Annotated in this window: 26 protein-coding genes; 5 read left to right on the top strand and 21 right to left on the bottom strand. The window is 74.3% G+C overall.

All coding sequences use genetic code 11. The features are described from left to right. Positions 1 to 20: 20 nt before the first annotated feature. The 12 genes from pdxT to ACQPYX_RS15270 all read right to left on the bottom strand — a co-directional run bounded on the left by pdxT (position 21) and on the right by ACQPYX_RS15270 (position 12,996). Positions 21 to 659, bottom strand: a complete 639-nt coding sequence (gene pdxT / locus ACQPYX_RS15325) for a pyridoxal 5'-phosphate synthase glutaminase subunit PdxT (protein WP_433798208.1) — start codon at positions 657 to 659, stop codon at positions 21 to 23. Positions 660 to 671: 12 nt separating this feature from the next. After that, the gene (locus ACQPYX_RS15320) at positions 672 to 1,094 is read right to left on the bottom strand and encodes a hypothetical protein (protein ID WP_433798207.1); all 423 of its coding nucleotides are present in this window, start codon (positions 1,092 to 1,094) and stop codon (positions 672 to 674) included. 31 nt (positions 1,095 to 1,125) lie between these two features. Continuing rightward, complete coding sequence (locus ACQPYX_RS15315) at positions 1,126 to 1,737, bottom strand: hypothetical protein (protein WP_433798206.1); 612 nt, start codon at positions 1,735 to 1,737, stop codon at positions 1,126 to 1,128. Positions 1,738 to 1,782: 45 nt separating this feature from the next. After that, positions 1,783 to 2,691 (bottom strand): pyridoxal 5'-phosphate synthase lyase subunit PdxS, encoded by a 909-nt coding sequence (pdxS, locus tag ACQPYX_RS15310; RefSeq protein WP_433798205.1) that lies wholly within the window; start codon positions 2,689 to 2,691, stop codon positions 1,783 to 1,785. A gap of 85 nt (positions 2,692 to 2,776) precedes the next feature. Continuing rightward, the gene (locus ACQPYX_RS15305) at positions 2,777 to 3,820 is read right to left on the bottom strand and encodes an NUDIX hydrolase (RefSeq protein WP_433798204.1); all 1,044 of its coding nucleotides are present in this window, start codon (positions 3,818 to 3,820) and stop codon (positions 2,777 to 2,779) included. A 10-nt stretch (positions 3,821 to 3,830) separates the two neighbouring features. Further along, positions 3,831 to 5,000 (bottom strand): glycosyltransferase family 4 protein, encoded by a 1,170-nt coding sequence (locus ACQPYX_RS15300; RefSeq protein WP_433798203.1) that lies wholly within the window; start codon positions 4,998 to 5,000, stop codon positions 3,831 to 3,833. A gap of 77 nt (positions 5,001 to 5,077) precedes the next feature. Then, positions 5,078 to 6,541, bottom strand: a complete 1,464-nt coding sequence (locus tag ACQPYX_RS15295) for a sugar porter family MFS transporter (protein ID WP_433798202.1) — start codon at positions 6,539 to 6,541, stop codon at positions 5,078 to 5,080. Beyond that, the gene (locus ACQPYX_RS15290; protein ID WP_433798201.1) at positions 6,538 to 7,545 is read right to left on the bottom strand and encodes an ROK family glucokinase; all 1,008 of its coding nucleotides are present in this window, start codon (positions 7,543 to 7,545) and stop codon (positions 6,538 to 6,540) included. The genes ACQPYX_RS15295 and ACQPYX_RS15290 overlap by 4 nt, the downstream gene beginning before the upstream one ends. Before the next feature lie 8 nt (positions 7,546 to 7,553). Further along, positions 7,554 to 8,300, bottom strand: coding sequence for an HAD family hydrolase (locus tag ACQPYX_RS15285; RefSeq protein WP_433798200.1), 747 nt, complete (start codon positions 8,298 to 8,300; stop codon positions 7,554 to 7,556). A 12-nt stretch (positions 8,301 to 8,312) separates the two neighbouring features. After that, complete coding sequence (locus tag ACQPYX_RS15280; RefSeq protein WP_433798199.1) at positions 8,313 to 10,826, bottom strand: glycoside hydrolase family 65 protein; 2,514 nt, start codon at positions 10,824 to 10,826, stop codon at positions 8,313 to 8,315. A 52-nt stretch (positions 10,827 to 10,878) separates the two neighbouring features. Further along, positions 10,879 to 11,682, bottom strand: coding sequence for a trehalose-phosphatase (gene otsB, locus ACQPYX_RS15275; RefSeq protein WP_433798198.1), 804 nt, complete (start codon positions 11,680 to 11,682; stop codon positions 10,879 to 10,881). Positions 11,683 to 11,841: 159 nt separating this feature from the next. Then, entirely contained in the window at positions 11,842 to 12,996 is a 1,155-nt protein-coding gene (locus tag ACQPYX_RS15270) for an ROK family protein (RefSeq protein ID WP_433798197.1), read from the bottom strand. A 162-nt stretch (positions 12,997 to 13,158) separates the two neighbouring features. Between ACQPYX_RS15270 and ACQPYX_RS15265 the strand changes: the two genes are divergently transcribed. Continuing rightward, on the top strand, positions 13,159 to 14,292 hold the full coding sequence (locus ACQPYX_RS15265; protein ID WP_433798196.1) for an adenylate/guanylate cyclase domain-containing protein: 1,134 nt from the start codon (positions 13,159 to 13,161) through the stop codon (positions 14,290 to 14,292). A gap of 108 nt (positions 14,293 to 14,400) precedes the next feature. Here the strand turns inward: ACQPYX_RS15265 and ACQPYX_RS15260 are convergent, their stop codons facing one another. Continuing rightward, positions 14,401 to 14,652, bottom strand: coding sequence for a hypothetical protein (locus ACQPYX_RS15260; RefSeq protein WP_433798195.1), 252 nt, complete (start codon positions 14,650 to 14,652; stop codon positions 14,401 to 14,403). A gap of 261 nt (positions 14,653 to 14,913) precedes the next feature. On the opposite strand from ACQPYX_RS15260, the gene ACQPYX_RS15255 reads away from it, so the two are divergent. Continuing rightward, complete coding sequence (locus ACQPYX_RS15255; protein ID WP_433798194.1) at positions 14,914 to 15,810, top strand: SDR family oxidoreductase; 897 nt, start codon at positions 14,914 to 14,916, stop codon at positions 15,808 to 15,810. A gap of 10 nt (positions 15,811 to 15,820) precedes the next feature. Here ACQPYX_RS15255 and ACQPYX_RS15250 read toward each other — a convergent pair whose 3' ends face one another. The 3 genes from ACQPYX_RS15250 to ACQPYX_RS15240 all read right to left on the bottom strand — a co-directional run bounded on the left by ACQPYX_RS15250 (position 15,821) and on the right by ACQPYX_RS15240 (position 18,443). Continuing rightward, positions 15,821 to 17,035 (bottom strand): alpha/beta hydrolase, encoded by a 1,215-nt coding sequence (locus ACQPYX_RS15250; protein ID WP_433798193.1) that lies wholly within the window; start codon positions 17,033 to 17,035, stop codon positions 15,821 to 15,823. Positions 17,036 to 17,077: 42 nt separating this feature from the next. Beyond that, positions 17,078 to 17,800 carry a GntR family transcriptional regulator gene (locus ACQPYX_RS15245; RefSeq protein WP_433798192.1) on the bottom strand — a complete coding sequence of 241 codons (723 nt, stop codon included), beginning with the start codon at positions 17,798 to 17,800 and terminating at the stop codon, positions 17,078 to 17,080. Positions 17,801 to 17,903: 103 nt separating this feature from the next. Then, positions 17,904 to 18,443 (bottom strand): CGNR zinc finger domain-containing protein, encoded by a 540-nt coding sequence (locus ACQPYX_RS15240; RefSeq protein ID WP_433798191.1) that lies wholly within the window; start codon positions 18,441 to 18,443, stop codon positions 17,904 to 17,906. 72 nt (positions 18,444 to 18,515) lie between these two features. Here ACQPYX_RS15240 and ACQPYX_RS15235 point away from each other — a divergent pair, with 72 nt between their 5' ends. The 3 genes from ACQPYX_RS15235 to ACQPYX_RS15225 are packed head-to-tail and all read left to right on the top strand — an operon-like array spanning position 18,516 to position 19,938. Beyond that, positions 18,516 to 18,902, top strand: a complete 387-nt coding sequence (locus ACQPYX_RS15235) for a hypothetical protein (protein ID WP_433798190.1) — start codon at positions 18,516 to 18,518, stop codon at positions 18,900 to 18,902. Further along, the gene (locus ACQPYX_RS15230; RefSeq protein ID WP_433798189.1) at positions 18,899 to 19,264 is read left to right on the top strand and encodes a VOC family protein; all 366 of its coding nucleotides are present in this window, start codon (positions 18,899 to 18,901) and stop codon (positions 19,262 to 19,264) included. The genes ACQPYX_RS15235 and ACQPYX_RS15230 overlap by 4 nt, the downstream gene beginning before the upstream one ends. After that, a complete protein-coding gene (locus ACQPYX_RS15225) occupies positions 19,261 to 19,938 on the top strand; it encodes a DUF427 domain-containing protein (protein WP_433798188.1) in 678 nt (225 codons plus the stop codon). Before ACQPYX_RS15230 ends, ACQPYX_RS15225 begins: the two co-directional genes overlap by 4 nt. On the opposite strand, the gene ACQPYX_RS15220 is transcribed toward ACQPYX_RS15225, so the two are convergent. From ACQPYX_RS15220 to ACQPYX_RS15200, 5 genes are read right to left on the bottom strand one after another with little or no spacing between them, the layout of a single operon-like run. Then, entirely contained in the window at positions 19,939 to 20,817 is an 879-nt protein-coding gene (locus ACQPYX_RS15220) for a phosphatidylinositol mannoside acyltransferase (RefSeq protein WP_433798187.1), read from the bottom strand. Next, positions 20,814 to 21,494, bottom strand: coding sequence for a phosphatidylinositol phosphate synthase (pgsA, locus tag ACQPYX_RS15215; protein ID WP_433798186.1), 681 nt, complete (start codon positions 21,492 to 21,494; stop codon positions 20,814 to 20,816). The genes ACQPYX_RS15220 and pgsA overlap by 4 nt, the downstream gene beginning before the upstream one ends. After that, the gene (locus ACQPYX_RS15210; RefSeq protein ID WP_433798185.1) at positions 21,491 to 22,105 is read right to left on the bottom strand and encodes an HIT family protein; all 615 of its coding nucleotides are present in this window, start codon (positions 22,103 to 22,105) and stop codon (positions 21,491 to 21,493) included. Before ACQPYX_RS15210 ends, pgsA begins: the two co-directional genes overlap by 4 nt. Before the next feature lie 32 nt (positions 22,106 to 22,137). Beyond that, a complete protein-coding gene (gene thrS, locus ACQPYX_RS15205; RefSeq protein WP_433798184.1) occupies positions 22,138 to 24,204 on the bottom strand; it encodes a threonine--tRNA ligase in 2,067 nt (688 codons plus the stop codon). Positions 24,205 to 24,259: 55 nt separating this feature from the next. Next, complete coding sequence (locus ACQPYX_RS15200) at positions 24,260 to 25,525, bottom strand: alpha/beta hydrolase fold domain-containing protein (RefSeq protein WP_433798183.1); 1,266 nt, start codon at positions 25,523 to 25,525, stop codon at positions 24,260 to 24,262. Between the last annotated feature and the right edge of the window lie 111 nt (positions 25,526 to 25,636).

Raw genomic sequence — 25,636 nt, 5'->3', positions numbered from 1 at the left:
GCTGGGTAGCCAGCCGGAACTCAGGCCGTGTACTCCCGCACCCGGTGCAGGAACAGGTCGTGCAGGCGGGCGTCGCCGGTCTGCTCCGGGTGGAACGCCGTCGCCATCACCGGGCCCTGCCGGACCGCGACCACCTTGCCCGACGCCGGGCCGCTCACGCTGCCGGGGATGCGCGCCAGGACCTCGACGCCACGCCCGGTCGACTCCACCCACGGCGCCCGGATGAACACCGCCCGGACCGGTCCGCCCCGGATGCCGGTCACGGCCAGGTCGGACTCGAACGACTGCACCTGACGCCCGAACGCGTTCCGCCGCACCACGACGTCGAGCGCGCCGAGCTGGTGCTGGTCGGGCCGGGCGTCGATGGCCTCGCGCGCGAGCAGGATCATCCCGGCGCACGACCCGAAGGCGGGCATCCCGGCGGCCAACCGGGCGCGCAGGGGCTCGAGCAGGTCGAACGCCACGAGCAGCTTCGACAACGTCGTGGACTCGCCGCCCGGGAGCACGAGGCCCGCGACCTCGTCCAGCTCCGCCGGGCGCCGCACCGGGCGCGGGTCGGCGCCGCAGGCGCGCAGCGCGTCGAGGTGCTCGGCGACGTTGCCCTGCAGGGCGAGGACCCCGACGGGCGGCGCCGCGCCGCCTCCGGTCGTCACCGTCATGGAAGTCCGTCCCTACATCTGTGCTCGTCCCGGGAACCGGGCCCGGTACTCGTCGAGGTGCTGTGTCGCGCACATGCGCTGTTCCTGCTGGCCATTCGCCTGGGCCATGCACTCGTCGAGGGTCAGCCCCTCGCCGAACGTGCCGTTCCCGAGCAGAGCCGGCACGACGACTGCGAGCCCCCAGATCAGCCCGACCAGCCCGAGGGCCAACCCGGCGAGGGCCGCGCCGCCGGACCGCTCCGGGTCGTGGAACGCCCGACGCGCCCCGATGAATCCCACGACGACGGCCGCCAGTCCGGCGACCACGCCGACCCAGCCCACCACCCACGCGGTCCCGACCGCGATGACGCCGAGGACCAGCGCCGGCGTGCCCCACCCACCGAGGCCGCGACCCTCCCGGTCGCTCGAGACGTCGGCGGGCCGGGAGGTCGTCATGCGCAGGATGGTCCCACGCCGGAACGGGGCGCTACTCCGCGGCGTCGGGGAAGCGCTGGTTGAACTCGGTGATGTGCTGGGACTTGCACATGTGCATCTCGAACGACGAGGTGGCCTGCGAGAGGCACTGGTCGAGGGTCAGCCCGTCACCGAAGGCGCCGCCGCCGAAGAGGGTCTGCGACACCACGACCCCGCCCCACACCAGCCCCACCGCGCCGAGCGCCAACCCGCCGAGGGAGTACGCGCCGTCGGTGGCCAGACCGCGCCACGCGCGCCGGGCGCCGAGGAAGCCCGCCGCGACGGCGAACAGGCCGAGGACCACCCCGGCCCACCCGCTCCACGCCGTGCCGGCGGCCAACAGGCCGAGCACCAGGGCGGGCATGCCCATCCCGGTACGCCGCTCCGGCTTCTCCGCCGCCTCCGCCGGCTCCGACGGTTCCGGCTCGGCCACCCGGGCCGTCGGCCGTGCCGGGGCGGGCGCGGGCGGAGGTCCGGCCGGACCCCTCGTCGGGACGGGGCCCTGCGGCGGTGCGGGGCGGGCCGGGCCCGGTCCACCCACCACCGGCAGGACGTCGGTGGGGGCGTCGACCGGCTGCATCGGCACGACGCGCCGCCGAGCGCCCTGGTTCGTCTCCGCGGTCATCGCCCGCGATCCTCCCATCCGCGTGTGTGGACCCGGTGGGGGTACCTACCAGCCGCGGGTGGCGAGCCGCTCCGAGTCGGGCAGGTCGGCCGTCGTGCGCCCGACCATCGCCTCGCCGAGACCGGCCGAGACCTTGGCGATCACGTCGGGGTCGTCGTGGAAGGTGGTGGCCTTGACGATCGCCTCGGCGCGCCGCGCCGGGTCACCCGACTTGAAGATCCCGGAGCCGACGAACACGCCCTCGGCGCCGAGCTGCATCATCATCGCGGCGTCGGCCGGGGTGGCGATGCCGCCCGCGGTGAACAGCACGACGGGCAGGCGGCCGGACTCGGCGATCTCCTGCACGAGCGGGAGCGGCGCCTGCAGCTCCTTCGCCGCCGTGTAGAGCTCCTGGGCGTCCATCCGCGAGAGCCGGCGGATGTCGTCGCGGATCGCGCGCATGTGGCGGGTGGCCTCGACGACGTTGCCGGTGCCGGCCTCGCCCTTCGAGCGGATCATGGCCGCGCCCTCGCCGATGCGGCGCAGCGCCTCGCCCAGGTTGGTCGCCCCGCAGACGAAGGGGACGGTGAACGCCCACTTGTCGATGTGGTGCGCCTCGTCGGCCGGGGTGAGCACCTCGGACTCGTCGACGTAGTCGACGCCGAGCGACTGCAGCACCCGGGCCTCGACGAAGTGGCCGATCCGCGCCTTCGCCATCACGGGGATGGAGACGGCCTCGACGATCCCGGTGATCATCTCGGGGTCGGACATCCGGGCCACCCCGCCGTCGGCGCGGATGTCGGCCGGCACGCGCTCGAGGGCCATGACGGCGACCGCGCCGGCGTCCTCGGCGATCTTCGCCTGCTCCGGGGTGACGACGTCCATGATGACGCCGCCCTTGAGCATGTCGGCCAGGCCGCGCTTCACCCCGTCCGAGCCGGTCTGGGGCGTGGTGGTCTGGGTCGGGCGGGTCACGGGTGTGCCTCCAACGACGACGGTGGGTTCCTGCCCGATGCTAAACGCGGGCCCCCGACGACGTCAGGGCGTCATCGGTCACGCCCTACTGGATGGGGACCGGCGCATCGGCCGGATCGATCGAGCCCGGGTCGCCGAGCAGGTCGGAGAGCTGACGCGGGTAGACGACGTCGACCGTCGCGGCGAGCTCGGTGCGCGTCCACCACCGGTGCCGCCGCACGGTGCGCCGCTCCAGCTCGGTGAACCCGGAGACGTCGATCTCGGGCGTCGGGTCGACCCGCAGCAGGAAGAACAGCTCGCGGGCGGCGTAGGCGACGCCGTCGTGGCTGAAGACCACGTCCCGGACCCAGACCGGACCCGCGAGGTCGTCGGGCCGTCCGACCGCCAGCCCCGTCTCCTCGTGCAGCTCGCGGGCCGCGGCCCGGACGGGCTCCTCCCCCGGGTCGATGCCGCCGCCCGGGGTGAACCAGAACGTCTCGGTGGGCCGGGCCGGGTCGACACCCTCGAAGAGCAGCACGCGCTCGTCGGGATCGAGCACGACGACGCGGGCCGCGTCCCGGGCCACGGCGGGTCCCTCGGCCTCGTCGGGGGCCGGCGCCTCGGCGACGGGCTCGGCGATCTCGAAGTACTCCGGGTAGGGCGCGGTGCCGGCCAGCCGCAGCGCGCGCACCATCCGCCGGCCGCGCAGCGCGCGGGTGTCGCGCACCGCGTCGTTGTGGATCCGCCGGGCCACCACCACCCGCGCGTCGGCGTCGGCGAGCTCGGCCGACAGGTCCGGGGGCAGGGTGGCGGTCTCCAGGGGGCCGCGGCGGCCCACCAGGTCGTTCTCGGCCGCCTCGCGACCGGCCCGGTCCCCCGCGGCCTCCGCCGCGCGGGCGGCCGCCCGCAGCGCGCGGCGGTCGGTCGGCGAGAGCGCCGACGGCGGGGCCGTGGCGGCGACCGCGCGGACCACGGCGGCCCGCCGGTCGAGCGCGGCCACGAGGCCGAGCCGTGCGGCGTCGACGCGCACGTGCAGCCGGTCGAGCCGGCGCGCCCGCCCGATCGCGACGAGGGCCGTGACCAGCAACAGCACGACCACGACGGCGATGACGACGACGAGGACCCATCCGCCCGGCCCGAACAGGTTCACCCCGGGGAGGCTACCGGCGGTCCGCACCCGGCCCGGCGTCCAGGGCGGCCTCGGCGGCCGCTCGGACGCGGCGTGGGTCGGCGGCCACGGCGACCTCGTACACGCGCAGCACCGCGGCCGCGACGGCGCTCCAGTCGAAGGCCCGCACCCGCGCCCGCCCGGCCGCCGCCAGCGCCCGTCGTCGGGCCGGATCCGCGAGCAGGTCGGCGAGGGCGCGGGACCAGGCGTCCGCGTCGTCCGGCGGGAGCAGGAGGCCGGCGGGCTCGTCGGTCGCGGGGTCGGTGAGCACCCGACGGAACGCCTCGATGTCGCTCGCGGCCACCGGCGTGCCCGCGGCGAGACCCTCCGCCACGACGATGCCGAAGCTCTCGCCGCCGGTGTTCGGGGTGGCGAGCACGTCCATCGCGCCGAGGGCGCGGCCCTTCGTGCGGTCGTCGACCGCGCCGAGCACGTCGACCCGGTCGACGAGCGCGGCGGGCAGCCGGCGCCGCAGGTCGGCGACGTCGCCGCGCCCGACGACGAGCAACCGGGCGTCGAGCGGGACGAGCGCCTCGAGCAGCGTCGGGAGCCCCTTGCGCGGTTCGTCGAAGCGGCCGACGAAGCCGACGGTGGCGGGACCGGGCGGCCGCGCGAGGGGGTCGGCGGCCGCCGCCGCGATCGTCGGCACGTCGACCCCGTTCGGGATCTCCACCGCGTCCCCGCCGAGGTGCTCGACGTAGACCTGGCGGGCCAGCGGCGACACCGCGATCCGCGCCGTCACCCGCTCCAGCAGGGGCCGCAGCACGGGCTGGAACGCGAGCATCGTCCGCGAGCGCGGGGTGGAGGTGTGGAAGGTCGCGACGACGGGCCCCTCGGCCACGGCGAGCGCGAGCATCGACAGGCTGGGCGCGGTGGGCTCGTGCAGGTGCAGCACGTCGAAGCCACCGTGCGCGAGCCAGCGCCGGACCCGGTGCATCGAGACCGGTCCGAAGGTCAGCCGCGCGACCGACCCGTTGTACGGGATCGCGACGGCACGACCGGCCCGCGTGACGAAGTCCGGGACCGGGGTCGACTCGCTCGCCGGCGCGAGCACGTCGACGTCGTGGCCCAGCCGGCGCAGGGCCCGGGCGAGGTCCAGCACGTGGGCCTGCACGCCGCCCGCCACGTCCAGCGAGTAGGGACAGACGATGCCGACGCGCATTGGGCACAGTGTGGCAGGGGCCCTGTGAGCACTCCTCCGTGCTCCGGCACGGAGGAGTACTCACAGGGCGGAGCCACCTACGCCACCATCTCCTCGAGCTCCTTGCCCTTCGTCTCGGCCACCGCCTTGTAGACGAAGATGAAGCTGAGCAGCGCGAAGAGGGTGTAGAGCCCGTAGGCCAGGGTGAGCCCCACGTCCGCCAGCGACTGGAACGTCACGGTGATGAGGAAGTTCGCGATCCACTGCGCGGCGGCCGCGACGGCGAGGGCGGCGGCCCGCAGGTAGTTCGGGAACATCTCGCCGAGCAGCACCCAGACCACCGGGCCCCACGTGATGGCGAACGAGACGACGAACAGGTTCGCCGCGACGAGCGCGATCGGGCCCCAGGCGCCGGGCAGGCCGACGGTCGCCTCGCCGCTCTCGCTGACGGTCGGGACCGCCTGGGAGAACGCGACGGCCATGACCCCGAGCGTGATCGTCATGCCGATCGAGCCGGCGAGCAGCATCGGACGCCGGCCGACCTTGTCGACGATGAGGATCGCGACGATGGTCGACAGCACGTTGATCAGACCGTTGATCACCGAGGCGGTGAACGAGTCGGACTCCGAGAAGCCGACCGCCTGCCACAGCGTCGTCGAGTAGTAGAAGATCACGTTGATGCCGACGAACTGCTGGAACACCGACAGCAGGATGCCGACCCAGACGATGGGCTTGAGCCCGAACCGCTGCCCGGTGAGGTCGCGCAGCGATGGCTTCACGTCCCGGCGCAGCGACTCCGCGATCTCGGTGATCTTGCGCTGGACCGACTCCGGCGACCGCGACTCCTCCACCGAGTGGAGGACCTGGCCGGCCTTCTCCAGCTCCCCCTTCGCGACGAGGTAGCGCGGCGACTCCGGGATCCGCAGGGCGAGCACGGCGTAGATGACCGACGGGATGACGCCGACCAGGAACATCCAGCGCCACGCCTCGAGCCCGATCCAGAACTCGTTCGCGGCCCCGCCGGCGACCCCCGCGAGCAGGGCGTCGGAGAGCAGCGCGACGAAGATGCCGAGCACGATCGCCATCTGCTGCAGCGAGCCGAGGCGACCGCGGATGTGCGCCGGGGCGATCTCCGCGATGTAGGCGGGGGCGATCACCGAGGCGATACCGATGCCGACACCGGCGAGGATGCGCCAGATGATCAGGTCCCAGACGGCGAACGCCAGGCCGGACCCGATCGAGCTGATCGCGAACAGCGCCGCCGCGATCAGCATGACGCGCACGCGGCCGTACCGGTCGGCGACCGGGCCGGCGAACCACGCACCCACCGCGGAGCCGAGCAGCGCGCAGGCCACCGTGAAGCCCGCCAGCAGCGGCGAGTTGGTGAGGCCGAACTGGTTGTTCAGCGCGTCGACGGCGCCGTTGATGACGCTCGAGTCGAAGCCGAACAGGAAGCCGCCGACGGCGGCGACGATCGAGACCAGGATGGCCTTCGTCGTCGTCTTCGGCTGGGTACCGGAGGCCGACGAGCCCCCCGGACCCGCCGGCGAATCAGTGGTCATGACGTGCCCTTCGTGACTGCCGTGTCCGGATGTGTCCGTGCCAGGTCGGCCGCGCCGACCATGCCCGCCTCCCAGCCGAGTTCGGCCAGGCGTACCTCCGCCACCGGACGGTGGCCGCGGCCGGTGAGGTGCCCGCGGAAGGTCGCCTCGACCCGGCTCCGCAGCACCTCCCCCGCCTCGGACACCCCGCCGCCGATGACGAACAACGACGGGTCGAGCACGGCGGCGAGCTGGGCGCAGCCCAGTCCGATCCAGCGTCCGATCTCGTCGAAGCAGTGCAGGGCGCCGACGTCGCCGCGCTGGGCGAGTTCGGTGACCATCTCCCCGGTGATGGCGTCCGGGTCGCCGCCCGCGCGGTCGAGCAGCCCCGCGGCGAACGCCGGGGAGTGCCGGGCGATCTCGCGGGCCTCGGTCACGAGGGCGCGCCCCGAGCCGTACTGCTCCCAGCAGCCCTGCAGGCCGCACCCGCAGCGCCGGCCGTAGGGGACCATCGTGATGTGGCCGATCTCGGCGGCCACCCCGAACCCGCCGCGCAGCAGCCGCCCCCCGACGACGATCCCGCCGCCCACGCCGGTGCCGATGGTGATGGCGACGAGGTCGTCGTGGTCGCGGCCGGCGCCGAAGCGGGACTCCGACCAGGCCACCACGTTCGCGTCGTTCTCGACGACGACGGGCAGGCCCAGCTCGACCGAGAGCTTCGTGCGCAGGTCCTCGTCGCGCCACGCGAGGTTCGGCGCGAACATCACCGTCGACCGGTTCGCGTCGACGAAGCCGGCCGCGCCGATCCCGACGGCATGGACCTCGTGGTTGGCCGCCAGTTCGCGGACCGCGTCGGCGATCCCGGACAGCACCCCCACGGTGGACTGGGCGGGCGTCTCGCGCCGGGTGTGGGCGAGCAGCTTGCCGTCCCCGTCGACCACCCCGGCGGCGATCTTGGTGCCGCCGACGTCCACGCCGACGGTCAACCCGTCGTCGGGAACCTCCGCGGGCTCATCTGCGGTCATCGCCCCACCTACTTCGTCGCCAGCTCGTGGGACGCCAGCTTGTCGACGTCGATGGTGGACATGTCGGTGACCACGATGTCGGCGCCCTCGCCCGCGAGCGCGTCGGAGTCGTCCGCCCGGGCGACCCCGATCGCGGCGAACTCGCCGGCCTTCGCGGCCTGGATGCCGTTGGTGGCGTCCTCGCAGACGAACGCGTCCCCCGGCTCGACGCCGAGCTCCTTCGCCGCCGTCAGGAAGATCTCCGGGTGTGGCTTGCCCTGGGCGAAGTCGCGGCCCGAGACGTCCACGTCGAAGGCCTCGTGCAGGTTGCCCGAGCCGCCGTAGTTCGCGAGGTCGATCCGCTCGAGGAAGAGCTTGGCGTTCTTCGACGACGAGGCCGCGGCGATCGGGATGCCGGCGTTCTTGACCGCGATGACGAAGCGCACGGCGTCGTCGTAGGCGGAGAACTTCCCGTCCTTGATCAGCCGGATGATCATCTCCTGCTTGTGGTCGCCGTACTCGGTGACCCGGCGGTCGATGTCCGGCACGCCGAAGTACTCGAGGGCCGCGGTGGCGCCGGCCTTGCGCGGCTTGCCGGACATCCGCTGGTGGTAGACCTCGCTCGTGAACCCCTCCGGGGTCCAGGAGGTCTGGTCGCGGATGTCCGACCAGGGGCCCTCCATGAGCTCCTGCAGGGACTCCCGCCAGGCCTGCTCGTGCGGGGAGTCGACGAGGACTCCGTCGACGTCGAAGATGCCGCCCTTGAAAGCTGCCACGATCGAATCTCCTCAGACGTGCTCGAGCTCGGTGGGACCGGGAATCTGCGACGGGTCGTCGACGAGGCGTACCGAGGCGCGGTCGCCGGCACCCATCTCGCGGACCTCGCCGCCGATGTCGACCTTGATCGGGTGCGAGAAGCCCTCGGTGGCGACCTCGACGACGAGCTCGCCGCCGGACACCGACACGTGCAGCGAGGTGCCCTGGAAGACCATCGAGTAGCGCAGCCCGTCGAGCCGGCTGGTCACCCGCGGGGCGAACTGCAGGACGCCGTCGCGCACGTCGCACCCGATGTACGCGCGCTGCAGGAGGTCGAGCGTGCCCGACATGACACCCATGTGGATGCCCTCCTTGGTGGTGCCGCCCTGCACGTCGCCGACGTCGGACTCCAGCGCGACCAGGAACCGCTCCCACGACGACGAGGGGTCGATGCCGGCCAGGACGGCCGCGTGCGCGACCAGCGAGAGCGTCGAGCCGTGCGAGGTGCGGTGGTCGTAGTAGTCGATGGCGCGACGGGCGAAGTCGGGGTCGTCGGCGATCTCGCCGTAGCCGAGCCGGTCGAGGACCTCGCGCAGCTCGACGTCGGAGAACAGGAAGAACAGCATCACCGCGTCGGCCTGCTTGGCGACCTTGTAGCGGTCCGGGTCGTCGCCCTCGGCCTTGAGGATGCGGTCCATCCGCTGGATGTTCGTGTGCTTCGCGCGGTAGCCCTCCCAGTCCAGCTCCTCGAGGGCCTCGTAGCCCTCGAACTGGCTGACCACCCGGTGTCCGTCCCCGGCGTCGTGGGTGGGCACGTGCATCAGCCGCGTCATCTCCTCCCAGCGCGCGATCTCGGCGTCGGTGATGCCGAGGCGGCTGCGCAGGGCGCGGCGGCGGCTGCCGGTGAGCAGGTCGAGGACCTTCGGCGCGGTCGAGCAGATCCACGCCACCATGACGTTGGTGTAGGCGTTGTTGCGCAGCCCGCCGGTCTCGGCGCCCGGGTAGCCCTCGTGGAACTCGTCGGGACCCATGACGCCGTGGATCTCGTAGCGCCCGGTCTGCGGGTTCTTGTGGGCGATCGAGGCCCAGAACCGCGCGATCTCGAGCATCAGCTCGGCGCCGTAGTCGCGCAGGAACTCCAGGTCGTCGGTGGCCTGGTAGTACTGCCAGACGTTGTAGAAGATCGCCGCGTTGACGTGCCGCTGGTTGTGCGAGTGGTCCGGGTCCCACTGGCCCGAGAGCGGGTTGAGGTGGACGACCTGCGTCTCCTCGGTGCCGTCCGAGCCGGACTGCCAGGGGAACATCGCGCCCGAGTAGCCGGCCTCGGCGGCGGCCGCCCGGGCCTCGGCGAGACGCCGGTAGCGGTACATCAGCAGCCCGCGGGTGATCTCCGGCAGGCGGAAGTTCAGGAACGGGTAGACGTACAGCTCGTCCCAGAACACGTGGCCGCGGTAGGCCTCGCCGTTGAGCCCGCGGGCCGGGACCCCGGCGTCGTGGCGGGCGGTGTGGCGCGAGCAGACCTGCAGGATGTGCGCGGTGTGGAAGCGCAGGAGCAGCTGCACGCGGGGTTCCGAGGGCAGGTCGATCGCGCAGGCGTCCCAGAGCTCGGTCCAGGCGGACTCGTGCTCGACGTAGGCCTCCGCGAAGTCGGGGTACCGCTCGACGTGGCGGCCGGCCGCCGTGAGCGTCTCGGTGATCGCGTTGTCGTGGCTGGTGAAGAACGAGACCAGCTTCTCGACCTTGATCGCCTCGCCCTCGTGGGCCTCGAGGTCGAGCACCTGCTGGATGTAGTCGTTCATCTGGTGCAACGTGCGCTTCGGCTCGACGGCCTGCCACGAGCGCCCGCGGCTGCGGGCGACGCGGGTCCGGGCGGCCTCGGACACGTAGAGGTTGGACTGCCGGGTCCGCACCTTGAGCGCGATGATCTCCGGGCCGAACGTCCGGGGGGTGACCGGGTCGAGGTGGCGGCCCTCGAGGTCGCGGTAGCGGGCGACCATGTTGTTGTCGACGCGCCCGTCGATCGCGGTCACGATGCCGATCTGGCCGGACCAGTTCTCCGGGGTGAGGACCCACTCCAGCGCGGCCTGGTGGCTGTGCGCCATGGACACGAACCGCCGGCTGCGCAGCGAGGTCTCGCGGCCCTTGCGGTCGCGGAAGCGCAGCGTGCGGGTGACGAGCGCGGTGCGGATGTCGTAGGTGTGCTCGTAGTCCAGCACTTCGACGTTGTCGAGGGTGATGGCCTCCTCGCCCTCGATGCGCAGCATGAGGGTGAGCCAGTTCGGCAGGTTGACCAGGTCCTCGTTGAGCACCGGGCGGCCGCCGAGGATGGTGGTCTCGCGGTTGTACGCGCCGTGGGCGTAGGTGCCCGCGTAGTGCCGCGGCGGGTCGGTCTCCTCCCACTCCGCGGCCCCGCGGGTGCAGAAGTAGCCGTTGCCGGTGGAGGACAGCGCCTCGCGCAGGCCCTCCTCCTCGGGATCGATGCCCCGCCAGGTGAGGGTCCAGCCCTCGGGGTCCTGCCCGGGCTCGGTCGGCTCGTCGGTGGTCACCGTCGGTCTCCTCCTGCAGCGGCAGCGTGTCGGATCAGCGGGTGGGGCGGGCTCAGCGGGCCAGACCGTCGAGGAAGGCCCCGACCGCCTCGACGTCGGGGAGCACCGCGGTCGCGGCGGTCTCCCGCCCGTCGGCGTCGGCCGGGTCGATCACGAGCACCCCGAGACCGCCGTCGGCGATGCTCGGGGCGGTGAAGGCGTCCTCGTCGGTGACGTCGTCACCGACGTAGATCGGCAGCACGTCCGCACCACGCAGCTCCAGGACGTCGAGCAGGTGCTCGACCGCACGTCCCTTGTTCCAGTCGATCTTCGGCTGGATCTCGTGCACGAACTTGCCGGGCGTCACCCGCAGCTGGTCGGGGTGGGCGGCGAGCACCTCGTCGACCAGGGTCTGCACCCGGTCCTGGGCGGCGGGGTCGACCCCGCGGTAGTGGAGGGCGACCGAGGCGTGCTTGGGCTCCACGAGGGTGCCCTCGATCGCGTCGGCCCGCTCGGTGACCTCGCGGGTCACCTCCTCGACGAGCTCCTCGAAGCCGGTCGAGGCGTCGTGGGTGATGCGCCCGGTCCGCGGGTGGTGGATGTCGAACCCGTGGCTGCCGGCGACCACCAGGTCGTCGAGCCCCATCAGCTCCATCACCACCGCGCGGTCGCGGCCCGACACGACGCAGACGCTGGCGCGCTGCGCGAGCTCCGAGACGATCCGCCGCATCTCGTCGGTCATGATCGCGTCGGAGGGCCGGTCGACGATCGGGGTGAGCACGCCGTCGTAGTCGAGGAACACCGCCGGCCTCCGGCCGTCCCCCCGGTCCGCGAGCGCCTCGGCGGGCCCGGGCAGCTTGGACGCACGCGCACTCATCTGTTGCGACCTCCACGTCGACGTGCGTCAGATCCCGGTACGGTCCGTCCACCGGGTGGCTTGTGACGCGCTTCACAGGCTAGTTCCGGGTCTCCACGCGGTCAACGGATGAACGCGCGGCGCCGATCTTGGCACGCGTGGAGGTCGGTGTCCTGCCGGTCAGAGCTGGGTCGCGAGGACGTGGTCGAGGGCGAGCGCGACGGCGCCCAGGACGTGCGCGTGGCGCCCCAGCCGGGCCGTGGTCACCTCGACCCCGTCCGCCGCGCCGGGCAGCGCCCACCGCTCGAGCGCACCCCGCAACGGGTCCAGCAGCAGCTCCTCCGCCTGCGCGAGCTCGCCCCCGACGACGATGCGGGCGGGGGTGAGGATGCTGCACAGACCGCCGAGCGCGCGGCCGACGTGCTCGCCGGTGTCCGCGAGCACCCGCCGCGACGGCGCGTGGCCGCCGCGGGCGCGGGCGACCACCTCGTCCACGGTCAGCGGCGCCCCGAGCAGGGGCTCGAGCAGGCCGACGACGGTCGCCGTCGAGGCCCAGGTCTCCAGGCAGCCCCGGTTGCCGCACCGGCAGACGGCACCGCCGGGCGGACCGCCGGAGTCGTCGACGACGACGTGGCCGAGCTCGCCCGCCGTCCCGCTCCGCCCCCGGTAGGGCCGGCCACCGAGCACCAGTCCGGCCCCCACCCCGTCCGAGAGCTTGAGGTAGAGGCCGTCCTCGATGCCCCGCAACGCGCCCCAGGCCTGCTCGGCCAGGGTGCCGAGCAGGGCGTCGTTGTCGACCACGACGGGCGCGTCGAAGCGTTCCGCGGCGACCGTGGCGGGGCGGATCCCGACCCAGCCGGGCAGGATGCCGGGCTCCCCGACCGCTCCCGTGCGGGCGTCGACCGGGGCCGGGAGGCCGATCCCGACGGCGAGCAGCTCGGCCCGGGCGGTCCCGGCGGCGGCCAGGGCCTCGTCGAGCAGGGCCACGGCGGCGTCCAGGCCGACCGCGGCGTCGTGCCCCTCGGCGAGGTCGGCGCCCCGCTCCGCGAGGAGCCGGGTGGCGCCGTCGTCCTCGACCGGCCCCGTCGCCGCGGCCCCGGCGATCCCGACGCGGACGTGGCGGTGTCCGAAGTCGACCCCCGCGACGACCCCGGGCAGCGGGGTGAGCCGGACGGCGCGCACCCGGCGTCCGCCGCGCACGGCCGTGGACGCGGTCAACCGGCCCTCGCGACAGAGGTCGCGCACGATGTTCGACACCGTCGCCGGAGCGAGCCCGGTGGCGGCCGCGATCCCGGCCTGCGTCGGTTCCCCCGCCGCGAGCACGGCGTCGAGCACGCGGCGACGGTTCGCCGCCCGCAGTCCGGCGGGAGAGCCGGGTCTCGCCGCGTTCACTCGATGAATCTAGCGCTCCGTTGTGGTCTGTGTCACTTGCAGCGTCCTCCGATCCGACGAACGGCTCAGCGGCGTGGCGCGGGGAGCAGCGCTACCGTCCGTCCGATGGATCGTGCGACGGACCTCGACGCCCTGCGCCGCACGGTCGTCGACGCGCTGATCGAGAGCCGGACGGCGTCGCAGGTCTACGACGACGAGGGCCGGTTGGAGTGGGTGTCCGACCAGCTCCTGGAGCTCGCGGGCGCCGACGGGGACACCGAGGTCGGGCGCGGCCTGCACCCCGACGAGGGCCTCGAGCTCCCCATCTGGTCGAGCATGCTGTCCGACGCGACGCGGGCCGACCTGCGGACGGACCTGTCGAGGCGGCTGCACCTCGACCACGACCTGCCCCCGCTGTGGGTCTCCCCCGTCGAGCTCCGGCTCGCCGGGCGGAACCGGCCGGTCGGCATGCTCGGGCTGAGCCTGCGCGCGCCCGACGGCCGCCCCGCCGGCACCGCGCTGGTGTTCGCGCCCCTGCTCCCCGCGCGGGTGCTCGCGCTGGTCAGCGAGGGCGACGAGGCGATGTTCACGCGGATGGCCGACCTCACCGAGCCCGGCCGTCGCCCGACCGCGGTGCTCTTCGCCGACATCGACTCGTCGGGCCCGCTCGCCCGGCGGCTGCCCACGCCGGTCTACTTCGACCTCGTCCGGCGCTTCACGACGGTGTTCGACGACCTGGTGGCCCGGTACGGGGGCATCGTCGGCAAGCACGCGGGCGACGGCGCCTCCGCGTTCTTCCTGGCGGCCGGCGCCGGTCGCGGGCCGGAGTCGGCCGCGGCGCGGGCGGCCCTGGCCGTGGGCCTGACGCTGGCCGAGGAGGTGTGCACGATCGTCGAGGCCCTCGCCGACGACGGCGTGGGCGTGACCGTCGACGACTGCCGCGTGAACGTGGGTCTGCACTGGGGCGCCGACCTCTATATCGGCCAGATCGTCACCGGCGGACGGTTGGAGGTCACCGCCCTCGGCGACGAGGTCAACGAGTGCGCCCGTGTGGAGCAGGTCGCGAGGGGCGGGCAGACGCTCGTGTCGAAGACACTGGTGGAGCGGCTGGAGCCCGACGACGCCGCCACCCTCGGGATCGACCCGCTGCGCCTGACCTACCGGCCGCTCGCCGAGCTGGCCGGCGACGACCGGAAGGCGCTGCGCGACGCGGGCACCCTCGCGGTCGTCGACCTGACCGGGGTGCCGGCCGGCTCGTGAGTTCTCCGGCCGCCGCTCGCGTCCACCCCGCGACAGCTCGCGAGATTCACGTCAGGCACCCCGGCAGGCGCCGGGACCTGCCTCACGTGCACCTCGCGACGGCGAGGGTCAGGCGACGAGCCGGAGTGGCCGTTCCTCCGCGTCGTCGGCCTCGGGCTCGGCGGGGGCTGCCGGCACGTCGACGGCGGCGCGTACCCCGAGCAGACCCGCGATCGCGACGACGAGGCCGAGGCCGGGGACGACCTGCTCGGCGCCTGCCAGCAGGACGGGGACGAGGGGGCGGACGGAGCGCCAGGTGAGGTCCGGACGGCGGGTCAGCACGGCCGGCGCGGGGATGGTGATCGTGATGATGATGCTCATGGCGGCCTCGGTTTTCGGACGCGTGCGGGCACGCCCGCGCCGCGCGCCGGGATCAGGCCGGGCGGGAGGCGGGCGAGGAGGGACGGGCCGAGCGGAGCCGGGATCCGGCGCCGGGACTGTGACCGGGACTCATCGCTCACCTCCTCACACCTCGTGCAACACCGACGATCACTGTCCACCCGGGCGATCGGGCCGGTCAACCCCGCGTCGGGTGCCGTGACCCGCCGGAGACTGTCGGACCCCTCCGGCACAGTGCCGGACATGACCGATCTGACGGGTTCCGTGGTGGTGGTGGCCGGAGCCACCCGTGGCGCCGGGCGTGGCATCGCGGCTGCGTTCGGCGAGGCGGGGGCGACGGTGGTGTGCACGGGGCGGTCCAGCCGCGCCGGGCGCGCGGACGTGGTGTCGGACTACGCGGGGCGGCCCGAGACGATCGAGGGCACCGCCGAGCTCGTCACCACGCTCGGGGGCCGCGGGATCGCCCGGCAGGTCGACCATCTCGACTCCACGCAGGTGGCCGGGCTCGCCGCCTGGTGCCGGGAGGAGTTCGGCGGGATCGACGTCCTGGTCAACGACATCTGGGGCGCGGAGGACCTCAAGGGCGCGCCGCCGGAGTGGAACACCCCGCTCTGGGAGCACGACCTCGAGGTGGGCCTGCGGATCCTGCGGCTCGCGATCGACACGCACCTGATCACGTCGCACCACCTGCTGCCCCTGGTGCTGGCCCGCCCGGGCGGCCTGGTCGTCGAGGTCACCGACGGCACCACGGCGTTCAACGCCGGGAACTACCGGATCTCGACGTTCTACGACCTCGCGAAGGTCGCCGTGAACCGGCTGGGCTGGTCGCAGGGCCACGAGCTCGCCCCGCACGGCGCCACCGCGCTCGCGGTGACGCCCGGGTGGATGCGCTCGGAACTGATGCTCGAGACCTTCGGGGTCACGGAGGAGACGTGGCGCGAGGCCGTCGGCTCCACCGCGCCCGACGGGTTCGCCCACTCGGAGACGCCGCGCTTCGTCGGGCGCGGGATCGCCGCGCTGGCCGCGGACCCGGACCGGGCGCGGTGGAACCAGGCGTCGGTGACCGCGGGCGAGCTGGCGCGGGCCTACTCCGTGGTCGACCTGGACGGGACGCAGCCCGATGCGTGGGCGACGCCCTGAGCGGCGCGGCTCACCAGCCCCTGTCGGTGAGCCAGCGGTCGCTGACGCTGCGGCGGACCTGGTTGCCCAGGGAGCCGATCGCGCCGACGTCGTAGGCGTGGTTGGCGAACGGGACGGTCACGAGCGTGGCGTCCACCCCGGCCGATCGGGCCGCCGCGACGAAGTCGTCCGGGCCCGACGGCGGCACCAGCTCGTCGTCGGACGGCACGAGGGCCAGGGTCGGCGGGGCGGCCGAGGTGATCGCGGGGATCCCGGCGATCGCGTCGTACCGGCCGGGCACCTGGGTCGGGGTGCCGCCCGTGTAGGCCTCGAGCAGGCCCCGCGCGGGGGTGCCGGGCTCCCCGGGGAAGGTGCCGTCCCGCCAGGCCCCGACGGGATCGACGGCGGGGTACTGGACGAGGACCCCGCGCGGCACCGGGACGCGGCCCCCGCACGCGGAGGGCTGGGTGCGCGACGCCGCGTGGTAGGCCACCGACACGGCGAGCTGCCCGCCGGCGGAGTCGCCCGCGAGCACGATCCGCGTGGGGTCGCCGCCGAGGCCCGGCGCGAGCGCCGGGAGCTGGGCGAGTGCGCACGCCACCTGCGCGGCGGCGACGTCCCAGGTCGGGCGTTGCGGGGTCGCCAGCGTGTAGCCGACGCTGATCACGAGCCGCCCGCGCTGGGCGAACCACCGCAGGTCGGCGGAGTTGTCCAGTTCGGACCCTCCCGTCCACCCGCCGCCGTGCACGTAGACGAGGATCGGCGCCGGGCCCACGGCGCCGCCGGGGCGGTAGACCGCCGCGCGCAGGGGCGCTCCGTCCGGACCCGTCCCGTACTGCGGGTAGCCGTCGGGGACCGAGACGTCGCCGTGCGGGTCCACGGCCCGGACGAGGTCGACCGCACCCCCGGCCGCGCCGGCGGCCGACACCACGAGGCCGACGATCACGCCGAGCGCGACGGTGCCGAGCGCTCCCAGCCCGGCCACCACCGTCCCCGCGCGCCGCAGCCGCAGGCGCACCACGAGGGCGAGGAGCGTGGCGACCAGACCGGCGACCACGAGGGGCGGGCCGTAGGTCTGGACCGCGACGGTGGCGTTGCCCGACAGCGGGCCGAGCCCCGGGACGATCGCCCCGAGGGCGACCAGCAGCACGACCACCGCCACGGCGCCGAGCACGAGCAGCGTGAGCCCGGCCAGCACCGCGCCGACGCGGTGCCGGGGGCCGGGCGGTGCGCTGGTGACCGTCACGGTCGGGAACCCTACGGCGGCCCGGCACCCCCGCGTCGGCCGTCAGCGGTGTCGACCGCGCGGACGGGTGATGGGCAGTTCGACCAGGTAGCGGTCGGCCCGGACCAGGGCGTCCACCCGCTCCACGGTGGCGCCGCACTCGTCCCGGGAGGTCCGCACGAACCGCCACGCCGGGCTCCCCGCCGGGACCCCGAGCAGCGCGGCGTCCTCCCCCGTGGCCAGGACCGGCTCGGCGGTCTGGGTGCCGTCGGCGACGCGGCGTCCGTACCGGAGCTCCAGCACCTCGTACCAGGAGGCCCCGTCGGCGAGGTCGGCGCCGCACAGTCCCGGCGCGACGGAGGCGGGGACGTGGAGCACCTCGCGGGCCATCGGCTCGTCGTCGGCCAGGCGCAGGCGGGCGATGCGGACGACGGGCTCGTCGGGCCCGATCCCGAGCTCGGCCGCCAGCTCCTCGTCCGCCGGGAGCTCGTCGCTCCACAGCACGCGTGTCGCCGGGCGGAGTCCCCGGCGCTCCATGTCGGCGCGGAAGGACACGGCGTCCAGGGGATGCGCGGGTGCGGTCCGGCGGGCGTAGGTCCCCGCTCCGTGACGCCGCTCGACGACGCGGCGACTCGTCAGGTCGGCGAGGGCCAGGCGGACCGTCGAGCGGGAGACCGCACACGTCTCGGCGAGCTCACGCTCTCCCGGCAGCAGCGCACCCGGGCCGAGGACGCGGCACAGCCGCTCCACCTCGGCCGCGACGTGCGCGACACGCGACTCCGGCATGGACCGGTCCTACCACGGATGTCAGGTACCGGAGGTACCCGTAACCGATTGCGCTGTTGAGTTGTCCACAATCTCCCGGTTCGCACGCGGCATCCACCGCCGTTCAGGTCCGGCCGGCCGCCCGCCGACGGGCACGGTGCGCCGCGACGTTGGCGCGGTTGCCGCAGTGGCCGGGCATGCAGTAGCGGCGTCGGCCGGGCCGGCTGGTGTCGATGAAGACGCCCGAGCACGTGTCGGACGAGCACGGACGGAAGCGGTCGACACCGAGATGCAGGTGGACGGCGAGGATGCCGACCCCGGCCACGACGCCGAGGACCTCGGCCGGGGAGGCGTCGTCCGGGACCGTCGCCGCCCAGCCGTCGGCCAGGGTCAGGCCGCCGACGGCACCGGTCAGCGCGCTCGCGGCGGCGACCCGCCGCGCCGGGTCCGACTCCTCGATCAGCGGCCGGAGACGCTCCCGCAGTGCCTGGACGGGAGGGAGGTCGGAGGGCTCGACGGCGCGCGCGACGAGACCGTGCTCGTCGAGGAAGGTCCGCAGCGTCCCGACGTCCGGGAGGTGCTCGGCCCCGTGCCACACCTGCGGCGAGGTGTTGACGAGGTCGGTGACGAGCCCGGCCGACCACACGTAATCGTCAAAAGGCACTTGCACGCCTTACTCACCCTCTCCTACGGTAAGTGCGTCAGCATGACTTTACCCCTTAGCAGGAGGCTGTCGATGTCCCCCACGCCCCCGCTGCCGACCGTGCTCGTGATCCCGGCCCGCCCCGACGGACGCGGCCTCCGGGCCGCGGCGTGCGCGGTCGACCTCCTGGTCGGGCTGGCCGAGGCCCGGGCCGCCGCCCCGGACGACCACCCCGCCCTCGTCGACCTCCTGCCGACGGTCGACCACGTCGTCGTCCTCGATCCCGGTCGCTGGCGGGCGACGTTCACGTCGCACCCCGCCCTGCAGGGCCCCGCGCGGGCCGCCGATCGGCTGGCCCTGCTGCGCGTGCTCCGGGAGCGGCCCGGCCGCGTCCGCTGGGTCGGGAGCCCCGGGCAGTGGGACGCCGTCCGCGACCTCCTGTCCGCGCGCACCGCCACGACGACGGCGGTGGCCCGATGAGCCCGTCGGCCCTGCTCGCGGTCACGATCGACGCCGTCGATCCGGCCGGCCTCGCCGTCTTCTGGGCGCAGGCCCTCGGGGTGGAGGTGGGAGAACGCTCCACGGACGCGCACGGCACGACCTACGTCGGCGTCCCGGTGGGGGACGGCACCGACCTCCTCCTCCAGCAGGTCGCCGATCCCACGCCGGGCAAGACCCGGATCCACCTCGACCTCCGGGTGCAGGACGGCCCGCTGGAGGCCGAGATCGACCGGTTGACCGACCTGGGCGCGCGCGTGGTCGATCCCGCGCCGGACCACCCCTGGGTGGTGCTCGCCGATCCGGAGGGCAACGCGTTCTGCGTCCTCGGGCCCGCCTCGTGACCGGGACCGGCCGACCGGCCGCCGAGGGCGTCGCGCCCGGCCACTTCCCCGGGCCGCCCGTGGCCGCCGGGCACGTCGCCCCGTGCCCGCGGCGGCTCCGGGCCCACGACGACGCGGGCCCGGCGCTGGACACCACACGGGCCCACTACGTCTGGGAGCACCCGTACTACCCGCAGTACGCCGTGCCGCGCGCCGACCTCGCGGACCGACTCGCGGCGCGGTCGCGGGCCCTCCCGGCCGGCGTGGACCTCCCCGGCCACGTGGTGGTGCCGCTGCACGACGACGTCGCCTGGTTCGAGGAGGCCGAGCCGGTGCACGGCCACCCGCGCAGCCCCTACGTCCGCGTGGACGCGCTGCGGACGGACCGCACGGTGACGGTCCGGGTGCCCGGCTCACGGGTCACCCTCGCCCGGTCGTCCGCTGCGGTCGCGGTGTTCGAGACCGGTCTGCCCCCGCGCTGGTACCTCGACCCGACGACGGTCGACCGGTCACTGCTGACGCCGTCGGACACCGTCACCCGCTGCCCCTACAAGGGCGTGACCACCGGGTGGTGGAGCACCTCCGGGATCGCCGACGTGGCGTGGACCTACGGCGCGCCCACCACCGCCCTCGCCGCGATCGCGGAACTGATCGCCTTCGACGACACCCGGCTGGAGGTCACGGTGGACCCGTGATCAGCCGAGGTCCGGCCAGATGCGCTGCAGCATGTGCCAGTCCTGCGGGTGCTCCGCGATCTCGCCGGCGAACGCGTCGGCCATCGCCTGCGTCGCCGCCGGCACCCCGGCGCGGGAGCCGACGGTGATCGGCGGGTTGATGCGGAAGCCCCAGCCCCGCTCGGTGAACCAGCAGCCGAGGGGCAGCAGCGGGGCGCCGGTCGCGGCGGCGAGCGACGCCGGCCCGGGCGGCATGGCGGCCCGGTGCCCGAAGAAGTCGACGCCGACGCCGTGGTGGGAGAGGTCACGGTCGGCGACGAGGCAGACGATCCGCCCGGCCCGCAGCGCGCGCAGCAGGCCGCGGACCGGTGCCTCGCCGCCGGTCATCGGGAGGATCTCGAAGCCGAGCGACTCCCGGTAGGCGACGAACCGCTGGAAGAGCGACTCGGGACGGAGCCGTTCGGCCACCGTCGCGAACCCGCCGTAGCGCTGGACGGCCCAGGTGCCGACGACGTCCCAGTTGCCGGAGTGGGTCAGTGCGACGACCGCCCCCCGGCCGCGGGCCAGCGCGTCGTCGAGGTGCTCCCGCCCGACGACGTCGCGGTCGACCTCGTCGGCGAGCGCCACCGGGTCGACCGAGGGCAGCCGGAACGCCTCCCGCCAGTACCGCGCGTAGGAGCGGACGCCCGCCCGGGTCAGCTCGTCGAGGGCGTGGTCGGACAGGTCGGGGCGGACCCGGGCGTAGTTCGCCCGCAGCCGCTCCACGCCACGCCCGCCACGGTGGGCCGCGACGTCGGCACCGAGGTCGAACAGCCCGCGGGCGACCGGCTCGGGCAGGCCGCGCACGACCTGCCAGCCCGCCGCGTACCCGAGGTCGGCGGCGCGCTCGGACCAGGTCACCCGCCGTCCCGGCTGGGCTCGCCCGAGCCCAGCGCGGGCCGGTCGGGGACGTCGGTGCGCCCGGTCGCGGCCCCGTACTGCTCGCGGGCGCTGACCCAGACCGTGTGGATGCGCTGCCCGACCGTCACCAGGGAGCCCACCGTGAGCAGCCAGAGCGTCACGTCGACCGCCCACCAGAGGCCGAGGCCGGTCAGGCCGATGCCGGTGAGGCCGAGGATGAGCCGCTCCGCACGCTCGACGACACCGCCGCCACCCTGGAGCCCGGCGGCCTCGGCCCGCGCCTTGATGTAGGAGATGAGCTGCCCCGAGACCAGGCAGACCAGGGCGAGGGCGACGATCACCCAGCGGTCGTTCGCCGCCGCCCACCAGGCGATGCCGGCGAAGACCGCGCCGTCGACGATGCGGTCGCAGAGCGAGTCGAGCACCCCGCCGAACGGGCTCGACACCCCGCGGGCCCGGGCCATGGCCCCGTCGAGCACGTCGAGCATCGCGAAGCCCCACACGATCATCGAGGCGGCGAAGAGGTGCCCGGTCGGGATGAGCCAGATCGCGAAGCCGGTGGCACCCGCCGTCCCGAAGACCGTCATGGCGTCGGGGTGGATCCCCCGGCGGACGAGCCAGCGCCCCGCGGGCTCGAGGCTGCGGTTGATCGCCGCGCGACCCCAGTCGTTGATCATGAGGGCCAGACCTCCGCGAGCCGGTCCCGGGTCTCGGCGAGCAGCGCCGGGATCACCTTGGTCTGCCCGATCACGGTGATGAAGTTGGCGTCGCCGCCCCAGCGGGGCACGACGTGCTGGTGCAGGTGGTCCGCCAGCGAGCCACCGGCGACGTGGCCGAGGTTGATCCCGACGTTGAAGCCGTGCGGCGACGACATCGTGCGCAGCGCGCGGACCGCCTGCTGCGTGACGCGCATGAGCTCGGTCGCCTCGTCGTCGGTCAGCTCGTCGAGCTTCGCGACATGCCGGTAGGGCACCACCATGAGGTGCCCGGGGTTGTACGGGTGGAGGTTGAGCACCGCGTACACGGTGTCGCCGCGCGCGACGACGAGGCCGTCGGCGTCCGAACGTCCCGGGATGGCGCACAGCGGGCACCCGCCGTCGACCTCCCCGGTCCCCTGCTCCCCCGCGATGTAGGCCATGCGGTGCGGGGCCCACAGGCGGCGGAAGCCGTCGGGCGTCCCCGCCCCGGCCAGCTCGTCGGCGCCCTGCGGGTGCTCGCTCGGTACGCCCGAGTCCGGCCGCCCCGGCTCGGGCGGCCGACCCGGACCGGTCGCCCCGCCCGTCACCACGGTCCCATCGTGCTCGTCGGGTCGGACACCGGTCAGCCGGTCACTCGGGGACCGAACGAGGCCTCGTCGGGCGAGGTGTTCTCGCGGCGCGCGACCCAGTCGGCGAGGGCCGCGACCGCGGTGTCCACGGGGACCCCGTTGACCTGGCTGCCGTCGCGGAAGCGGAAGGACACCGCGTCCGCGTCGGCGTCCTTGCCGCCCGCGAGCAGCAGGAACGGCACCTTCTGCAGGGTGTGCGTACGGATCTTCTTCTGCATCCGGTCGTCGGAGTGGTCCGCCTCGACCCGCAGCCCGCGGGCCCTGAGCTTCCCGACGACGCCGTCGACGTAGTCGGCCTGGTCGTTCGACACCGGGATCGCGACCGCCTGGACCGGGGCGAGCCAGGCCGGGAACGCCCCGGCGTAGTGCTCGGTCAGGACGCCGAAGAACCGCTCGATGGACCCGAAGAGCGCGCGGTGGATCATCACCGGCCGCTGCCGCGAGCCGTCGCTCGAGGTGTACTCCAGCTCGAAGCGGTCGGGCAGCATGAGGTCGACCTGGATGGTCGACATCTGCCAGTACCGGCCGATCGCGTCCTTGGCCTGCACGCTGATCTTCGGGGCGTAGAACGCCGCACCGCCCGGGTCGTCGACGAGGTCGAGGCCGAAGCTCGACGCGGCCTCGCGCAACGCGTCGGTCGCCTCCTCCCACGCCTCGTCGGAGCCGATCGACTTCTCCGGGTTCCGGGTGGAGAGCTCGAGGTAGAAGTCGTCGAGGCCGTAGTCGCGCAGCAGGCCGAGGACGAACTCGAGCAGCGACGCGATCTCGCCCGCCATCTGCTCGCGGGTGCAGTAGATGTGGGCGTCGTCCTGGGTGAAGCCGCGCGCGCGGGTGAGCCCGTGCACGACGCCCGACTTCTCGTAGCGGTACACCGTGCCGAACTCGAAGAGCCGCAGCGGCAGCTCCCGGTAGGACCGCCCGCGCGACCGGAAGATCAGGTTGTGCATCGGGCAGTTCATCGGCTTGAGGTAGTAGTCGACCGCGGCCCGCTTGAGCTCGCCGTCGGGACCCCGCTCCTCGTCGAGCTGCATGGGCGGGTACATGCCCTCGGAGTACCAGTCGAGGTGCCCGGAGAGCTCGAAGAGCGAGCCCTTGGTCGCGTGCGGGGTGTTCACGAACTCGTAGCCGGCCTCGGCGTGCCGCTGCCGCGAGTAGTCCTCCAGCTCCTTGCGGATCACCCCGCCCTTGGGGTGGAAGACCGCGAGACCGGAGCCGATCTCGTCGGGGAAGCTGAACAGGTCGAGCTCGGAGCCCAGGCGGCGGTGGTCGCGACGCTCGGCCTCGGCGAACCGCTCCAGGTAGGCGTCCTGCGCCTCCTGCGACTCCCACGCAGTGCCGTAGATGCGCTGCAGCTGGGCGTTGCGCTGGTCGCCCCGCCAGTAGGCGGCGGCGCTGCGGGTGACCGCGAAGGCCGGGATGTAGCCGGTGGTCGGCACGTGCGGACCGCGGCAGAGGTCGCCCCACACCCGCTCTCCGGTGTGGGCGTGGATGTTGTCGTAGGCGGTGAGCTCGCCCGCCCCGACCTCCATGATCTCGCCGTCGGCCTCCGCGTCGGAGTTGCCCTTGAGGTCGACGAGCTCGAGCTTGAACGGCTCGTCGGCCAGCTCGGCCCGCGCCTCGTCGAGCGAGGCGTACTCGCGGCGGACGAACCTCTGCTTCGCCTTGATGATCTTCTTCATGGACTTCTCGAGGTCCGCGAGGTCCTCGGGGGTGAACGGGGTGTCCACGGCGAAGTCGTAGTAGAAGCCGTCTGTGACGGGCGGGCCGATCCCCAGCTTGGCGTCCGGGAAGCGCTGCTGCACCGCCTGCGCCAGCACGTGCGCGGCACTGTGCCGGATGACCGCGCGGCCGTCCTCGGTGTCGGCCGCGACCGGGGTGACGTCGACGTCCTCCGCGGGCGCCCAGGCGAGGTCCTTCAGGGTGCCGTCGGGGGCCTTCACGACGACGACCGCCTGCGGGCCGCTGCCCGGGAACCCTGCCTCGCGCACGGCCTGCCCGGCCGTCGTGCCCGCGGCGACCCGGACGTGCTGGGTGGATGCGGGCGAGGCTGGCGAGGACACGGTGGAGCTCCTGGGTCGGCGTGCGGCGGATGGACTCCCCCGCGATGCGTCCAGCCTATCGACCGGCCGCCACTCCCTTCGGGGCGCCACCGGGCCCCCGACCGGCCCGGAGGGCGTCGGCGCCCGGGCGGGTGGGCCGGTGCCCCAGGACGCCGACGAGGAACGCCTCCACCGCCCGGACGACGAGCATCGTGCGCGGGGTGGGCAGGGCGTCGAAGGCGTGCTGGGCGTGCGGGAGCTCCGCGTAGGCCACCGGCGCGCGGGACACCGCCCGCAGCGCCCGGACGAACCCGCGGCTCTGCTCCGGGACCACGATCGCGTCCCCCGTGCCGTGCAGCACGAAGAACGGCGGGGCGCCCGCCCGGACGCGGTGCGTCGGCGACGCCCCCGCCCAGTCGGCCGGTGTCCCCGACATCATCGTCTCGGCCAGCAGCTCGTCGAGGGTGCCGCTGCCGTCGTCCGCGGTCAGGTCGTAGATGCCGTACAGGGTGACGGCCGCGTCGACGCGGGTGTGGTCGTCGTCGTCCCCGGTCAGTGCGGCCAGCGCGGCGAGGTGCGCGCCTGCGGAGCCACCACTGACGGCGACGAAGCCGGGGTCGCCCCCGTGGTCGGCGACGTGGGTGTGCACCCATCCCAGTGCGGCCCGGACGTCGTCGATCATCGCGGGCCACCGGTGCCGCGGCCCGAGGCGGTAGTTCACCGTGACGCACACCCAGCCCCGCGCGACCAGGTAGGCCATGAGCGGGTTCCCCTCGCCCTCCTTGCGCCCCGACGACCACGCCCCGCCGTGGATCTCCACCAGGACCGGCGCCCGCGCGTCGTCGGGCAGATCGGGGTGGCGCCAGACGTCGAGCAGGTTCGCCGTCCCGTGCGGGCCGTAGGGCACGTCGCGCGCCCCCGCGGCCCGGAACCGGCGGGGCGCGGTGATCGCCCGGGGCGAGAGCCACGCGGGCGGCTCGGGCTCCGGCCCGGAGCGCCCGAACGCCCCGACGAGCGCGCCGCGCAGCACCCCGTCGGTGGCCCGGGCGCGGCGGTCGAGCTCGAGCAGCGCCGCCACCGACCCGGCCGCGAGGGTCAGCCCGATCCGGCCGACCCTGGTCCGGCCCGCCCCGCGTCGGGCCGCCACGAGAGCGACCCCGCCGGTCAGCGCCGCCGTCGGGCGCGGCAGCTCGGTGGCGAAGGCGGCGAGCAGGGACGCGCCGATCGCCGCGGGCCAGCGCCGGGTCAGCGGCCGGTACCCCGCCGTCGTGACCAGGGCGGCCCCGAGCCCGCCGACGAACGCGAGCACGGCCCCGCGGCGCCGGGTCCCGGTGTCCGTCACGCGCCACCCCCTCGCTGCCGTCGGTACCCCCTCCGATCATGGGCCCGAACCTGTCCGACCGGGCTGTGCAGGTGCTGTGTCCCGGATCGCGGCATCTCCCCCGCAGCGCCC

It is taken from the genome of Actinomycetospora sp. CA-084318 (assembly GCF_050955885.1).
Taxonomy (GTDB): domain Bacteria; phylum Actinomycetota; class Actinomycetes; order Mycobacteriales; family Pseudonocardiaceae; genus Actinomycetospora.
This window is presented reverse-complemented; position numbering and strand designations above follow the sequence as displayed.